15 protein-coding genes are annotated in these 13,661 nt (G+C 64.3%); 7 read left to right on the top strand and 8 right to left on the bottom strand.

Features of this window, described 5'->3' with window-relative positions; all coding sequences use genetic code 11:
- Positions 1-157 precede the first annotated feature (157 nt).
- The 4 genes from BFL43_RS18410 to BFL43_RS18425 all read right to left on the bottom strand — a co-directional run bounded on the left by BFL43_RS18410 (position 158) and on the right by BFL43_RS18425 (position 3,679).
- Positions 158-1,003: an AraC family transcriptional regulator gene (locus BFL43_RS18410; protein ID WP_084893924.1), complete on the bottom strand. Its 846-nt coding sequence runs from the start codon at positions 1,001-1,003 to the stop codon at positions 158-160.
- A gap of 68 nt (positions 1,004-1,071) precedes the next feature.
- A complete protein-coding gene (locus BFL43_RS18415; protein ID WP_084893925.1) occupies positions 1,072-2,256 on the bottom strand; it encodes an acetyl-CoA C-acetyltransferase in 1,185 nt (394 codons plus the stop codon).
- Positions 2,253-2,915, bottom strand: coding sequence for a 3-oxoacid CoA-transferase subunit B (locus BFL43_RS18420; protein WP_084893926.1), 663 nt, complete (start codon positions 2,913-2,915; stop codon positions 2,253-2,255). Before BFL43_RS18420 ends, BFL43_RS18415 begins: the two co-directional genes overlap by 4 nt.
- Positions 2,912-3,679, bottom strand: a complete 768-nt coding sequence (locus BFL43_RS18425; protein WP_084893927.1) for a CoA transferase subunit A — start codon at positions 3,677-3,679, stop codon at positions 2,912-2,914. Before BFL43_RS18425 ends, BFL43_RS18420 begins: the two co-directional genes overlap by 4 nt.
- 164 nt (positions 3,680-3,843) lie before the next feature.
- Between BFL43_RS18425 and BFL43_RS18430 the strand changes: the two genes are divergently transcribed.
- Entirely contained in the window at positions 3,844-4,656 is an 813-nt protein-coding gene (locus BFL43_RS18430; protein ID WP_084893928.1) for an IclR family transcriptional regulator, read from the top strand.
- 132 nt (positions 4,657-4,788) lie between these two features.
- Here the strand turns inward: BFL43_RS18430 and BFL43_RS18435 are convergent, their stop codons facing one another.
- Together BFL43_RS18435 and BFL43_RS18440 are read right to left on the bottom strand one after the other, a co-directional pair.
- Positions 4,789-5,427: a maleylpyruvate isomerase family mycothiol-dependent enzyme gene (locus BFL43_RS18435; RefSeq protein WP_084893929.1), complete on the bottom strand. Its 639-nt coding sequence runs from the start codon at positions 5,425-5,427 to the stop codon at positions 4,789-4,791.
- Between the two features lie 58 nt (positions 5,428-5,485).
- Positions 5,486-6,022 (bottom strand): DinB family protein, encoded by a 537-nt coding sequence (locus BFL43_RS18440; protein WP_084893997.1) that lies wholly within the window; start codon positions 6,020-6,022, stop codon positions 5,486-5,488.
- A 205-nt stretch (positions 6,023-6,227) separates the two neighbouring features.
- Between BFL43_RS18440 and BFL43_RS18445 the strand changes: the two genes are divergently transcribed.
- From BFL43_RS18445 to BFL43_RS18470, 6 genes are read left to right on the top strand one after another with little or no spacing between them, the layout of a single operon-like run.
- Entirely contained in the window at positions 6,228-6,896 is a 669-nt protein-coding gene (locus BFL43_RS18445) for an HAD-IA family hydrolase (RefSeq protein WP_084893930.1), read from the top strand.
- A 28-nt stretch (positions 6,897-6,924) separates the two neighbouring features.
- On the top strand, positions 6,925-8,151 hold the full coding sequence (locus tag BFL43_RS18450; protein WP_084893931.1) for a sedoheptulose 7-phosphate cyclase: 1,227 nt from the start codon (positions 6,925-6,927) through the stop codon (positions 8,149-8,151).
- Positions 8,144-8,977: a class I SAM-dependent methyltransferase gene (locus tag BFL43_RS18455; RefSeq protein WP_084893932.1), complete on the top strand. Its 834-nt coding sequence runs from the start codon at positions 8,144-8,146 to the stop codon at positions 8,975-8,977. The genes BFL43_RS18450 and BFL43_RS18455 overlap by 8 nt, the downstream gene beginning before the upstream one ends.
- The gene (locus tag BFL43_RS18460; RefSeq protein ID WP_084893933.1) at positions 8,974-10,275 is read left to right on the top strand and encodes an ATP-grasp enzyme; all 1,302 of its coding nucleotides are present in this window, start codon (positions 8,974-8,976) and stop codon (positions 10,273-10,275) included. Before BFL43_RS18455 ends, BFL43_RS18460 begins: the two co-directional genes overlap by 4 nt.
- Entirely contained in the window at positions 10,275-11,309 is a 1,035-nt protein-coding gene (locus BFL43_RS18465; RefSeq protein WP_084893934.1) for a hypothetical protein, read from the top strand. The genes BFL43_RS18460 and BFL43_RS18465 overlap by 1 nt, the downstream gene beginning before the upstream one ends.
- Positions 11,309-12,070, top strand: a complete 762-nt coding sequence (locus tag BFL43_RS18470) for a TauD/TfdA family dioxygenase (RefSeq protein ID WP_084893935.1) — start codon at positions 11,309-11,311, stop codon at positions 12,068-12,070. The genes BFL43_RS18465 and BFL43_RS18470 overlap by 1 nt, the downstream gene beginning before the upstream one ends.
- 26 nt (positions 12,071-12,096) lie before the next feature.
- On the opposite strand, the gene BFL43_RS18475 is transcribed toward BFL43_RS18470, so the two are convergent.
- Both BFL43_RS18475 and BFL43_RS18480 read right to left on the bottom strand, forming a co-directional pair.
- Positions 12,097-12,813 carry a phosphonatase-like hydrolase gene (locus BFL43_RS18475; protein ID WP_084893936.1) on the bottom strand — a complete coding sequence of 239 codons (717 nt, stop codon included), beginning with the start codon at positions 12,811-12,813 and terminating at the stop codon, positions 12,097-12,099.
- Positions 12,810-13,568 carry a GntR family transcriptional regulator gene (locus BFL43_RS18480; protein ID WP_084893937.1) on the bottom strand — a complete coding sequence of 253 codons (759 nt, stop codon included), beginning with the start codon at positions 13,566-13,568 and terminating at the stop codon, positions 12,810-12,812. The genes BFL43_RS18475 and BFL43_RS18480 overlap by 4 nt, the downstream gene beginning before the upstream one ends.
- Between the last annotated feature and the right edge of the window lie 93 nt (positions 13,569-13,661).

Here is a 13,661-nt window from a genome sequence, read left to right on the forward strand (position 1 = left end):
GAGTCGAAGTGGCCACCCGCGCCGTTGACCGCGGGTGTCGACCACCCTCGGCGACACCGCGCGAGATCAGCAGAAGGTTAGGCAACCCTTGCAAGTGGACTATAGGGCTAGGACCCTCGTGTCTGCAATCCGGATATCGGGACGGCCGATACGGGATTCAGGACATCTGTCGTGTGGCGCGCGGCGCTGCGCAGAAGGCACCGGGTGTCGTTCCCATGACCCGGCGGAAGGCTTCGATGAAGGTGCTGGGTTGCGCGTATCCCAGCAGCTCGGAGGCGGTCTGCACCTCGTATCCCTCGGACAGCAGGATCAGCGCCTGGTGGACACGCAGCACCTGCCGCCACTGCGCGAAAGACAGGCCGGTGGTGCGGCGGAACAGACGGGTGGTCGTCCGTTCGCTGATTCCCAGGGTCTCCGCCCAGTCGTCGAGCGCGCGGTTGTCGGCCGGATCGGCGAGTAGCGCTGTAGCGATCGCATCGATCCGCTGATCGCCGGGCAGCTGCAGGGTCAGTTGCCGCTCGGTCGGCTCGAGGACGTCGAAGACCACGAGTTCCGCCCGCGCTCGGGCATCGTCGTCGAGGTCGGTGCGTGCGAGGTGGGTCAGCAGGGACTCGAGGACGGGAGTCATCGAGATCGTCGTGGGGCCGTCGAAGGTATCCGGGGTGTGGTGGGGCGCGAAGTACGCGCCGTGGAACTGCGCGTTCGCCGTCAGCCGGCCCGCGTGCACCGTTCCCGCCGGCAGCCAGAGCGCACTGCCGGCGGACACGGTGAACACCCGTTTGTCGATCAGCGCGGTCAGCGTTCCATCGCGAACCCACACCAGTTCGTGAGTCGGATGCGCATGCGGCTCGTACTCCAGGGGAACCCCGGCGGTCTCCGACTCGGCGAAGATGACGAACGACAATGGCGTGCTGTCGGTCACCGTGCTGGCCCGGCGAACCACGGTGCCCCGCTCACGCGGCCACGATCCGACGCCCGTCCGTTCACGAGCGGGCGATGGCATGCCGACGAGAATACGGCAGCGCCGCCGGCTGTCGCCGGTAGATCACCCGCTGCCGAACGGCCGACCGGTTACTTGGGCACGCGCAGTATCAGCGCCGATCCTTGTCCGCCACCGCCGCACAGCGCTGCGACCCCGACACCACCGCCTCGACGCCCCAGCTCCAGCGCCAGGTGCAAAGCGATTCTGGCACCGGACATCCCGAGGGGATGCCCAATGGCAATGGCACCGCCGTTGACGTTGACCCTCGTGGGGTCGAGTCCGAGCTCACGCGTCGACGCGATACCGACAGCCGCAAAGGCCTCGTTGATCTCGATGAGATCGAGTCCTGTGGGGTCGATGCCTTCGGTGGCACAGGCAGCGGCAATGGCGCGCGCGGGTTGCAGTTGGAGCGTCGAATCGGGGCCTGCGACCATCCCGTGGGCTCCGATCTCGGCGAGCGGGGTGAGGCCGAGAGCGTGCGCCTTGGCCTTGCTCATCACGACGACCGCGGCAGCACCGTCGTTGATCGTCGACGCGTTGCCTGCGGTGATGGTGCCTTCCGGGGAGAACGCGGGTCGCAGACGCGCGAGGGTGGTCGGTGTCGTGTCGGGGCGGATGCCTTCATCGTGGGCGAAGATGACCGGCTCGCCTTTACGCTGCGGAATGGGCACGGGCACAACTTCGTCCGCGAACAGTCCGTTCTTCCAGGCGGTGGCCGCCCGCTGGTGCGACGCGGCGGCGAACTCATCCTGGTCTGTGCGGGCCAGCGGGTTGACGCTGTCGGTGAGTGCGCCCATGGCCTGATCGGTGAAGATGTCGTGGAGCCCGTCATAGGCGAGGTGGTCACGCATCGTCACGTCGCCGTATTTGAAGCCCGTACGAGACTTCTCGAGCATGTGCGGGGCCTGGGTCATGGATTCCTGCCCACCGGCGACCACGATGTCGACGACACCCGCCCGGATGATCTGATCGGCGAGCGCGATCGCATCGACTCCGGACAGACACACCTTGTTGACGGTCAAGGCGGGCACCGACATCGGGATGCCTCCGGCCACCGCGGCTTGCCGGGCGGGGATCTGCCCTGCCCCTGCGGTGAGGACCTGGCCCATGATGACGTACTGCACCTGATCGCCCGTGATCCCGGCTTTGTCGAGCGCCGCCTTGATTGCGATGCCGCCGAGATCGGAACCCGAGAACCCTGACAGTGAACCCATGAGACGGCCGACGGGTGTGCGTGCTCCGGCGACGATGACCGAAGTCGTGTTGTCGCTCACGAGATTTCGACCTCGAGGCCGGCACCGGTGGCTGCGATGACGTCGTCGGCGCTCACGCCGGGTGCGAGCTCCCGCAGGACGAGGGTGCCGTCGCCGACGACGTCGATGACCGCGAGGTTGGTGATGATGCGGTTGACCACGCGCTCACCGGTCAGCGGCAGCGTGCAGGCGTCGAGGATTTTCGGGCTGCCGCTGCGGTCGGTGTGTTCCATGAGGACGATGACCCGGGCGGCGCCGTGGACGAGGTCCATCGCCCCGCCCATGCCTTTGACCATCTTGCCGGGGACCATCCAGTTGGCGAGGTCACCGTGGCGTGAGACCTGCATGCCACCGAGGACTGCGGTGTCGATGTGGCCACCGCGAATCATGCCGAAGGACAACGAGGAATCGAAGAATGCTGCACCCGGATTGACGGTGACGGTTTCTTTCCCCGCATTGATCAGGTCGGCGTCGACCGCGTCGTCTGTCGGATACGGGCCGGTGCCGAGGATGCCGTTCTCGGAGTGCAGGGTGACCTGTACGTCGGAGGTCAGAAAGCCCGGAATCAATGTGGGCAGGCCGATTCCGAGGTTGACGTATTCGCCGTCGATCATGTCGGCGGCGGCGCGCGCGGCCATCTGGTCTCTGGTCCATCCCGTGACAGTGGTCGGTGCGCTCATCGGGTTGCTCCTGCGGTCGCTGTGACGGTGCGCTTTTCGATGCGCTTGTCCTGTGGTCCGGTGTGCACGATTCGCTGGACGAAGACGCCGGGTAGATGCACCGATGCGGGGTCGATCTCGCCTGGTTGCACGAGCTTCTCGACCTGCGCGATGGTGATGCGGCCCGCCATGGCGGCCAGGGGGTTGAAGTTCATCGCTGTCTTCTCGAAGACGAGGTTGCCCTCGGTGTCGCCGACTGCGGCATGAACCAACGCGAAGTCGGCGTTGATCGACTCCTCCAGGACGTAGCGTTTCTCGCCGAACGTCCGGGTTTCCTTGGGAGGCGAGGCGATGGCGATCGAACCGTCGGCGGCATAGCGCCATGGCATTCCGCCTTCGGAGATCGGGCTTCCGACACCGGCTGGGGTGAAGAACGCCGGTATCCCGGTGCCACCGGCACGAAGGCGCTCGGCGAGGGTGCCTTGCGGGGTGAGTTCGACTTCGAGTTCGCCGGCGAGGTACTGACGCGCGAACTCCTTGTTCTCACCGACGTACGAGGCGGTGACGCGCCGGATGCGGCCCAGCGACAGCAAGATGCCGAGACCGTGGTCGTCGACGCCGCAATTGTTGGAGAACACTTCGAGGTCGCCTGCCCCGGCATCCGCGATGGCGCCGATCAGGGCGTCAGGAATGCCGCACAATCCGAACCCACCGACCGCCAAGGTCGCGGCGTCTCGGATGTCCGCGACCGCGTCGGCGGCGGAACCCACAACCTTCGATGCCATCAATGCTCCTACTTGTTCACTGGATAAACGCTCTGCACGATGGCCCCAGTGAACGTTTTCCCAGTTCGCAGGTCAAGAGGTCGGGGCTGATGGAATCCCGATTGATCGCCGTGCGAACACTCAAGGGCATTGCGTTCACTGAGTGAACGCGCGAGACTTGGCGCATGGCTGATCTGGACAACCCAAGCGTGGTGGCGCGTGTCGGTTCGCTGTTGCGAGCCGTCGGTGCCGCCGAACCCGCCGGGGCGTCGACCACCGACCTGGCCAAGGCAGCCGGGATCGCCCGTCCGACCGCCCACCGGTTGCTGACCTCACTGTCGGATGAAGGCCTGATCGACAGGGACACGAAGACCGGACGCTGGGCGCTCGGACCGGAGTTGTATCTACTCGGTGCGAGCGCCGCGAATCGCTACGACATCACCGGCCAGGCCCGCGACATCCTCGACGGCCTCGCCCGTGACACCGGGGAAAGCGCGTTCCTCTCCGCACGCCGCGGCGACGAAACGGTGTGCGTGCTCAGTCAAGAGGGCAGCTTTCCGCTGCGATCGCACGTCCTGCACGAAGGCATCCGTTTCCCGCTGGGGGTCGCTTCTGCAGGCTTGGTGATCCTCACCCATCTCCCCGCGCGGGAGGTCGACGACTTCTTCTCGCGGACCGACCTCGAACGCAATTGGGGTGAGATGCATTTGGAGTCATCGATTCGGCGGCGGATCGCGGCGACGCTGCAGAGTGGTTACGCCGTCAACCCGGGGCTGCTCGTCGAAGGGAGTCACGGTATCGGGGCGGCCGTATTCGACCGATCGGGCCGTCCGGCCTGGGCGCTGAGCCTGACCGGGGTGCAGACGCGGTTCCGGCCGGAAAGGCTTCCGACGTTGGGTGCAACACTTTTGGATGCGGCCCACCTGTTGTCCACGCGGCTTCGGCTCTCGTGTCTGCAGATTTTCGAGAGCGCTCGAACCTGTTCAATTCAGGAATGATTTCCCGTACAGTTATAAAGTAAGTCGATGCCATTGCCGCGGCAATGGTATTGGCCAGGTATTCGGGTTCAGCCCCAACAGGTCGGATGCTACTCATAATTGAGCCCCCTGACACCTAGCCCATAAGTGGTGTCAACGAGACATGAGCTGCTCGGCGCCCGACCCGGTCAACGCATCTTCTGGCACCACCCGGCCTGACACCGCGAGCAGCAGATCGATGGCCCGGCCATGCGCCGCCTGACCCTTCTCGGACCCTGTTGCCAGATCGGCGTCGGTCGCGACCAGTCGTAACCTTTCGATGCGCTCTCGCCCGTCGCCGAAGCGAACGGTGGTTCTGCACTGATAGTCCAGCGCTTCGACGACGGAAGCGGTGGGATAACTCGCGTTGATCTGCAACGGCCGACGAATGTCCTCCCCGTGGACGAACGCCTCGACCAGTCGAGTGGCAGGGTTCGCGGGCGGCGTGCGCGTCGACCCGACGACTGCACGCATCGCTTCCAGGGTGTCGCGCGGGTTGTCGCCTCTGGCCCTGGCGATCCCGGAGGCATTGTCTTCGTCGAAATCGAAACGCGCCACGATCATTCGCCGAACGAAGCCAAGCCTGGAGGTCCCTGCGGAGTCGACCAGGTGTGCCAAGACGTCGTGGACATCCCATCCCGGACACAGTGACGGCGTCGCCCACGAGCCGTCGGGGATCCGACTCAGGTCTCCAACGAGTTGCGCTCGCTCTGCGTGAACTACCGGCCATACGTCGGACAATGCGATTCCCATGCTCCGTTAGACCGGTGCCGGACGGAGAACTCATCGCGGCCCCGAGTCCGCGGCCCGTTCAATTCTTGCTGAAGCGGTCCCCGGTCACGTCGTAGAGATGGTGCACGGGGTCGTGGATGAAGTAGATCCCCAGAGTTTCGACGGTGAACTCGCTGCCGTCGCTCCGCAGGCCACGCCGACCGAGTGCGTCGTCCGGAACCTCGGCGAACGCGTCGGCGACTCGGGTGGCGGCAGCCGTCAGTTCTGTCGCCACGTCACCGGGATCCTGATCTCGATAGCGCTCGGCGATCGCGGTGGCGTCCTGATCCCAATTGTCGAACTCGGGGACATCCTGGGACAGCATCTGCTCGACGCGTTCGGTGAACTTGGTGAACACGTCGCGAACGTGGGCCGCGTACTCCAGCGGTGACCAGGTGTCATCGTCGGGCCGCAGGCGAGCGTCACCGCCGGCGAGCGCAGTCGGCCATGCCGATGCGTTCTCCATGACCAGCCGGGGTATGTCCCGGTAGTCGACGATCGCGGGATCGCATCCGCAGTCCGGGCACGGCCGGTCGAGGACCCATGTCCAGTTCTTGGTGTCCGGTGTGATCGCCATCGGGTCTCCCGTCATCAGGTGCGAGGCAAGATTACCGCTCTGGCGCGAGGGAGTGGGCAATTCGCGCGCGGCGGCCGTTATCTTTTCGTGACTTTTCGTGACCTTTTCGTGATGTTCGGTGCGTCCTTGCCGACACCTGGTCTGTTCACACTCGAAGAGGTCGAGCAATGGCATTGGACATCAACGGATTCCAGGAAGGAACACGATGGCTGCCATCTTGTTTGGATCAATCAGTACCCTTGCGGATACCTCCGAAATTCAGCGCCGTGCGTTCAACGAAGCGTTCGAAGCCCACGGATTGGACTGGAAGTGGGGTCGAGACGACTACATCTCCATGTTGGCGAGTAACGGTGGTGCGCAACGTATTGCCGACTATGCCGAGTCTCGTGGCGAGACCGTTGATGCGGCTGCGGTTCATGCAACCAAATCGTCGATCTTTCAGGAACTGGTGGCGATGCTGGGCATCGAGCCCCGTGCCGGCGTCTTGGACGCGGTTGCGGCTGCGAAGACCCACAACGTCAAACTCGGCCTGGTCACGACGACGTCACCCGAGAACGTCACCGCGCTGCTCGCCGGACTCCCGGACGTATCTCGCGAAACCTTCGATGTGGTGGTGGATTCGGCGACGGTGGACACGGGGAAGCCCGACCCGGCGTCGTACAACTACGCACTGGATCAACTCGGGGAAGACGCCGGCTCGTGCGTCGCGATCGAGGACAACGTCGGCGGAGTGCACGCGGCCACAGCCGCCTCCGTGATCTGCGTGGCATTCCCGAATCAGAACACCGTGAGTGGCGACTTCTCTGAAGCCGTCGAGGTTGTCGGTCAGCTCGATGCAGATCGTCTGCGCGCCTTGACCGACACCGATCGCTAGCGCTCACCGGCAGTCAGAGAGGATTCAGATGAGCGACATCCAAGCCAGCGTCACCGCCACCGAACGCGCATTCCACGTCGAAGGCTACGAGAAGATCGAGTACGACCTGTTGTACGTCGACGGCGTCTTTTCCATCGACCAGCCACACCTGGCCGATACCTATCGCGGCTATGGCCGCTGCCTGATGGTGATCGACGAAAGTGTGTACGCGCTTTACGGAACGCAGATCCATCGGTACTTCGACCACCACGATCTGCAGCTCACGGTTGTTCCCGTCGGTATTGCCGAGACCGCGAAATCGCTCCGCACCTACGAAGACATCGTCGGCAAGTTCGACGAGTTCGGTCTTGTCCGGACCGAACCGGTCCTGGTGGTGGGCGGCGGCCTCACAACCGACGTGGCCGGTTTCGCGTGTGCCAGTTATCGACGCAATACACCGTACATCCGCATACCGACCACCTTGATCGGACTGATCGATGCCAGCGTGTCGATCAAGGTGGCGGTCAATCACGGCAAGCACAAGAACCGGCTGGGCGCTTACCATGCCTCCCAGAAAGTGTTGCTGGACTTCGCTTTTCTCCGAACCCTGCCTGCCGACCAGGTGCGTAACGGTATGGCCGAGCTCATCAAGATCGCGACGGTCGGTAACTCGGCCATTTTCGACATGCTCGACGAGTACGGCCCCGAGCTCCTGCGCACCCGATTCGGGCATCTGGACGGAACTGCAGAGCTACGCGCAGTGGCGGACAGCCTGACCTATCAGGCCATCGAGACCATGCTCGAACTCGAGGCGCCGAATCTTCATGAGCTGATGCTCGACCGGGTCATCGCGTTCGGGCACACGTGGAGTCCCACACTCGAACTGTCGCCTCCGGAACCGTTCTTCCACGGTCATGCGATCAATATCGACATGGCACTGTCGACCACGCTCGCCGAGAAGCGGGGACTCATCTCGGTCGATGACCGCGACCGGATCCTCGGGGTGATGAACCGCCTGGGCCTCGCCCTCGACAGCGACCATCTCACCCCCGAATTGCTGGCTGAGGCAACGCAGTCCATCCTCAGGACGCGAGATGGACTACTGCGGGCGGCGGTACCGAATCCGATCGGGCAATGCCAGTTCCTCAACGACGTCACCGTCGACGAACTCGCCGACACGCTCACCGTGCACAAGAAGATCTGTCTCGACTTCGAGCGCGAGGGTGCAGGGATCGACATGTTCACATCTGCGCCGATGGCCTCCGTCGATGGCTGAGATGGTGTCGATCCCGTCGCACCCGGTCACGCCGTCGACAATCCTTGCGGTGGAGCTCGCCGAACTCGTGGAGTTGGTCGATGCGGCGCCCGAGCCGGCGCCGGGGCTCAAGGACCGGTTGCGACGGGCGCGCGACTTGGCGCGCGGTCTCGACCCCTACCTGGAGGAGTGCACGACCCCGGAGTCACCCGCGCTGGCCGCTCTGGCGGCGCGTACTCGGGCGGAGCGCTGGGGAGAGCGGTCGCTGGTCTCCGGATCGGGGCCGTTGGAACAGGAGATGCTGTCGGGACATGTGGAGGGCCAGACACTGAAGTTCCTGGTCCACATGACCCGCGCCCGCCGGGTCCTCGACATCGGGATGTTCACCGGATACTCGGCGCTCGCCATGGCCGAGGCGCTCCCCGAGGGCGGCGAGGTGGTGGCCTGTGAGGTCGATCCATACGTCGCCGACGTCGCCCGCCAGTGTTTCGCCGAATCACCTGCAGGGAGCCGGATTCGGGTGGAAGTCGGTCCAGCGCTGAACACCGTTCTCCGGCTCGACGGGCCGTTCGACCTGGTGTTCATCGACGCAGACAAGACCGGGTACCTCGACTACTTCCACTACCTCATCGGCAGTGAGCTCCTCGCGCCGCACGGAGTGATCGCCGTCGACAACACACTCTTGCAAGGGGAGCCCTACGCGAACAATGGTTCCCGTTCCACCAACGGTCAGGCGATTGCCGACTTCAACCGGGTCGTCGCCAACGATGCCAGGGTGGAGCAGGTGCTGCTGCCGTTGCGCGACGGGGTAACCCTCATCCGGCGAACGGGTGCGGACGGGCCATGACGGCAGCGTCGTCGGTCAGGACAATCGGTGCACTGGCGGGACTCCTCGCGACGTTTCCGGTCGATCTCGCGGTCACTGTGATCGCCGTGCTCCGGCGCGTGCCACCGCCGGTGGTGGACGAAACGAGCAGGCGCCGCACGGTTCTCATCACGGGTGGCAAGATGACGAAGTCGTTGTCGCTCGCCCGCGCCTTCCACCTGGCCGGGCACCGGGTCATCCTGGCCGAATCAGCGAAGTACCGGTTCACCGGCCATCGTTTCTCCAAGGCCGTCGACACGTTCCACTGCCTCCCGGAACCGACGTCACCGCACTACGCCGATGCATTGCTCGACGTGGTCAAGCGGGAAGAGGTCGATGTCTTCGTGCCGGTCTCGAGCCCGGCGTCCAGTGTCTACGAGGCGGATGCGGGCGAGATCCTCGGAGACTTCTGCGACGTCGTCCACGGGAATCTGCGTACGGTGCGGATGGTCGATGACAAAGACCAATTCTCGGAGTTCGCGCGGTCGGTCGGCGTCCGGGTTCCGGATTCGCGGCGCATCACCGACCCGGTCCAGATCTCGGAGTTCGATTTCCCGCCCGGCCGCGAGTACATCCTGAAGCGTATCGCCTACAACCCCGTCGGGCGCATGGACCTCACGAAGCTCTCACGCGAGACGCCCGAGCGAAATCTGCAGTTCGCTGCGAGCTTGTCGATCTCCGAGGATGATCCGTGGATCTTGCAGGAATACATTGCAGGCCAGGAGTATTGCACGCACGGTACCGCGCGTGCAGGGAATCTACAGGTGTACGCGTGCTGTGAGTCGTCGGCCTTTCAGGTCAACTACGAGATGGTGGACAAGCCGGAAATCCTCTCGTGGGTGCAGACGTTCGTGGGTAGGCTCGGTGTGAGCGGCCAGTATTCGTTCGACTTCATCGAGGGTGCGGACGGGCATGCCTACGCAATCGAGTGCAATCCCCGGACTCATTCGGCCATCACCATGTTCGAAGGCCACCCCCAGCTGGCCTCCGCCTATCTCGACGACCGTCACCCGATGATCGTTCCGGACGCGGATTCACTGCCGACGTACTGGATCTACCATGAGCTGTGGCGGTTGCTGACCGAACCGGGTCGCCGCCATCGCCTGCGGGTCATCGGACGAGGACGCGACGCCATCTTCGCAGCATGGGATCCGCTCCCATATCTACTCGTTCATCATCTTCAGATCCCGTCTCTGCTCGTGAAGAGTCTGATCACCGGAAAAGTCTGGACGCGTATCGATTTCAACATTGGCAAGCTTGTCGAGCTGGGGGGCGACTGATGCGACCGGTGAAAGTTCTCGCCCTGGCGGGCTCGCCCGTCGACTACTTCCGCGCCGACCTGTCCCGGGTGTACTCGACGGGCTTCGTAGATGCGTTCAGGGGTCTGGACGGCTACCGCATCGAGGTGGCCTACGTCTCGCCTGATGGCCGCTGGCGGTTCATGAGCGAGCTGAACGCGGACGAGATCGCTGCAGCGCGGGCGGTCTCCCTCGCGGACGCCGTCGGCTACATCCAGGCGCGACGCTACGACGTGATCGTTCCTGAGATGTTCTGTCTCCCGGGTATGACGGCGTACCGGTCTCTGTTCGACGTGATCGGCGTCCCGTACCTGGGTAACCGTGCCGATGTGATGGCACTGACGGCCGACAAGCATTTGACGCGCGTTGTCGTCGCCGGGGCGGGAGTCGCGGTGCCCGCAGGTGAGGTGCTCAGGGCGGGTGAGAAGTACACCGGAGAATTGCCCGTTGTCGTCAAACCTGCGGACTCCGACAACTCCATGGGTGTGACCTTGGTACGAGAGAACTCGGACATGAACCTCGCAGTTGACGATGCGCTGCTGTACTCGGATTCGCTACTCGTCGAGACCTACGTACCACTGGGCCGAGAGGTGCGGTGCGGCATAATCGTTCGCGATGGCGAGTTGGTGTGCCTGCCCCTCGAAGAGTACGCAGTCGACGAGCAGGATCACCCCATCCGCGCTCGCGCCGACAAGCTGGACCGGACCTCCGACGGTCAGCTGTACCTGGTGGCGAAAGAGTCCACCAAGGCGTGGATGGTCGACGTGGACGACCCGGTGACCGAGGCGGTGTGGGCCGCTGCCCGACGCGCTCACGTCGCTCTCGGTTGCCGGCACTACAGTCTGTTCGACTTCCGGATCGATCCGGACGGCGTGCCCTGGTTTCTCGAGGCCGGACTGTACTGCTCGTACTCACCGAGCAGCGTGATCGCAGTGATGGCTTCCGCCGCCGGTATCACCGTCGATGAGTTGTTCGCCATCGGCCTGCGAGAGATCGCGCGAGAGAAGGCTCGCTGATGCAGTATCAGGTCGTCGATCCGATCGGTGCTCGCGTCACCGATCTGTCCTTGGACGAGGTGGACGGCGGCGACATGGCCCGGCTCGAGAAGCTGCTGGCGGAGGCCGGTGTCGTGGTCATTCCAGACCAGAACGTAGACGACAGGGCATTTCTCGCGTTCCTGGAGCGGTTCGGTGAGCTGATGTTCACCAAGGGCGAGATGCCGCTCGCGGGCTACCCTGACCTCAACGTCATCAGTAATGTCGGCCGGACGACACCGCCGAGGTCCACCTTTCACGTCGACACGACGTATGTGTCGCAGCCGCCCCGGTACACCGCGTTGCGTGCGGTGCACGTGCCCCAAGAGGGTGGTCACACCCAGTTCAGCAATCAGTACGCGGCGTACGACACGCTCCCTGATGAGATTCGGGAGGACCTGGCCGGCCGCCTCGTGACCCATGTTGTCACCGGGGTGGATCCGGGCGATGACGCGGAAACGTCCGCTGTCCATCCGATCTTCCTGGCCCACCCGTTGTCGGGGAGGACCGCGCTCTATTTGTCGGCAGCGGCGAGGTGTGCGGCGATCAGCGGCAAGACGTCGGAAGAGACAGCGGAGGTCATCGCCTACCTCATCACCCACTCGACCCGAGAGGACAACGTCCTTCGGCACGCTTGGTCCGCCGGTGACGTCGTGATGTGGGACAACCGGGTTGTCATGCACCGCGCCGACCACAGTGGTGTGGTCGGCGACCGCGTGATGCATCGGGGAATGGTCAGGTAGATGTCGCCTGTGCGTTCCCCAAGGCTTTACCGGGTAGCGACGGAAGCGCCGTGGAGCAGTTGAGTAACGTCTGCCGCGCTCGGCAGTATGTGGGTGAGAGGTTGTTGCTCAAGGGTTTCCGCGCCGAAGGAGCCGGATAGCACGCCGACGACGAAACCGGCTGCGGCATTGTGTCCGGCCAGAACGTCGCTGGGGGTGTCACCTGCGACAAGTACTCGCCGCACATCGGTCACGCCGGTTGCCTCCATGCAGCGATAGATCAGATACGGAGCCGGACGGCTGGCCGGGACGAGGTCACTGGTGATCAACGCGTCCACGGTGTCGCTGGGATAGCCGCCGACCGTCCAGCCCAGGCCGTCGAGTATGGCTTGTGCGATGTCGGACGAATACCCGGTCTGTAGCGCGATCTTGACGCCGGCTTCGTGCAGCGCGGAGAAGGTCTCACCGATTCCTGCCACCGGCTTGGGCGGGGCGTCGCGATAGGCGGTCGTGAGGCGTTCGACGAAGTCGGCGAACACCACGTCGACCCGCGTGGTCTCGGCCGGTTCACCGAGTTCGGCGAGAAGGCCGGCGATGGCTTCTCGCTTGCTGGTCCCTTTCCATCGGGCGAGAAGATCGTGCGGTACCGGGTGACCGACGGCGTCTGACACGACGCGATCGAGTACGTCGTAGACAAGTCCTCCCTCGTCGACGGTGGTGCCGGCCATGTCGAGCGCGGCGAGGTCGAAGGTGCGAGTGGTCATGAGCTCTCTTTCACGATGCGCATGTCGCCGATGGCGCGAGTGGATGCGGGTTGGGTGTTGTCGATGGTGAACGTGACCTTGTCCGGGCGGTACCGGTCGTCGGCGTACTCGATGGGTTTGCCGGCATGATCGACCGCACGACGCCTCTCCCGCAGCAGGGGAGCGCCGGGATCGATGTCGAGTTGCGCTGCGTCTACGTCGGAGGCGGCGACAGCGTCGATCGTGTGCCTGCCCTCGAACAGGTCGGCTCCACGCCCGAGGAGGTAGGCGTAGATCGAACCCGAGTCCGGATCGAAGTCGAAAAGCATGCGCCCGACGGGCTCGATGAAACTGGAGCGTTCGAGCATGGCGGGTGTGCCGTCAAGTGTTCGGAGGCGCAGCACGTCGACGACGGGTTCGCCCTCCTCTACGCCGAGGGAGGCCGCGGCGACCGCGCTAGCACCTCGTCGGGCAACTTCGATCGTGCGCTGGCCGGGGACGCGCCCGATGTTGTTCGCCCAGGTGGTGAACGACATGAACGTCTCGAACGGTTGTGCCACCGCCGCCTCGCGGACGATCGGCGGGCGACCGCGGCTCACGCTGATGAGTCCCTCGTGCCGCACCGTGGCGAGCGCGGCGCGCACTGTGCCCCGTGACGCCTCGAAACGCGCACACAGACTGGACTCTGACGGTAGCGCGGACCCGACGGGTAGTGTGCCGTCCAGGATTTCGTTGCGCAGCACATCGGCGACCCTCGTATGTAAGGGAACGGCCATCCGACACCTTCTTTCTGTCGATCGAACCTGTTTGAACAACTCCACCACGAACAGACTTAGCATGCCTCAATTCGGGGTTGCTGTCCCGAACTG

Origin of the sequence: Williamsia sp. 1135, assembly GCF_002095395.1 — a bacterium.
In the GTDB taxonomy this organism is placed as follows: domain Bacteria; phylum Actinomycetota; class Actinomycetes; order Mycobacteriales; family Mycobacteriaceae; genus Williamsia.

Excerpts from the sequence above, each read along its gene's own strand:
- BFL43_RS18425 (WP_084893927.1), bottom strand. The coding sequence starts at position 3,679 with ATGGCATCGAAGGTTGTGGGTTCCGCCGCCGACGCGGTCGCGGACATC.
- BFL43_RS18435 (WP_084893929.1), bottom strand. The coding sequence starts at position 5,427 with ATGGGAATCGCATTGTCCGACGTATGGCCGGTAGTTCACGCAGAGCGA.
- BFL43_RS18430 (WP_084893928.1), top strand. The coding sequence starts at position 3,844 with ATGGCTGATCTGGACAACCCAAGCGTGGTGGCGCGTGTCGGTTCGCTG.
- BFL43_RS18475 (WP_084893936.1), bottom strand. The coding sequence starts at position 12,813 with ATGACCACTCGCACCTTCGACCTCGCCGCGCTCGACATGGCCGGCACC.
- BFL43_RS18470 (WP_084893935.1), top strand. The coding sequence starts at position 11,309 with ATGCAGTATCAGGTCGTCGATCCGATCGGTGCTCGCGTCACCGATCTG.
- BFL43_RS18410 (WP_084893924.1), bottom strand. The coding sequence starts at position 1,003 with ATGCCATCGCCCGCTCGTGAACGGACGGGCGTCGGATCGTGGCCGCGT.
- BFL43_RS18460 (WP_084893933.1), top strand. The coding sequence starts at position 8,974 with ATGACGGCAGCGTCGTCGGTCAGGACAATCGGTGCACTGGCGGGACTC.
- BFL43_RS18420 (WP_084893926.1), bottom strand. The coding sequence starts at position 2,915 with ATGAGCGCACCGACCACTGTCACGGGATGGACCAGAGACCAGATGGCC.
- BFL43_RS18465 (WP_084893934.1), top strand. The coding sequence starts at position 10,275 with ATGCGACCGGTGAAAGTTCTCGCCCTGGCGGGCTCGCCCGTCGACTAC.
- BFL43_RS18450 (WP_084893931.1), top strand. The coding sequence starts at position 6,925 with ATGAGCGACATCCAAGCCAGCGTCACCGCCACCGAACGCGCATTCCAC.
- BFL43_RS18445 (WP_084893930.1), top strand. The coding sequence starts at position 6,228 with ATGGCTGCCATCTTGTTTGGATCAATCAGTACCCTTGCGGATACCTCC.
- BFL43_RS18480 (WP_084893937.1), bottom strand. The coding sequence starts at position 13,568 with ATGGCCGTTCCCTTACATACGAGGGTCGCCGATGTGCTGCGCAACGAA.
- BFL43_RS18440 (WP_084893997.1), bottom strand. The coding sequence starts at position 6,022 with ATGGCGATCACACCGGACACCAAGAACTGGACATGGGTCCTCGACCGG.
- BFL43_RS18455 (WP_084893932.1), top strand. The coding sequence starts at position 8,144 with ATGGCTGAGATGGTGTCGATCCCGTCGCACCCGGTCACGCCGTCGACA.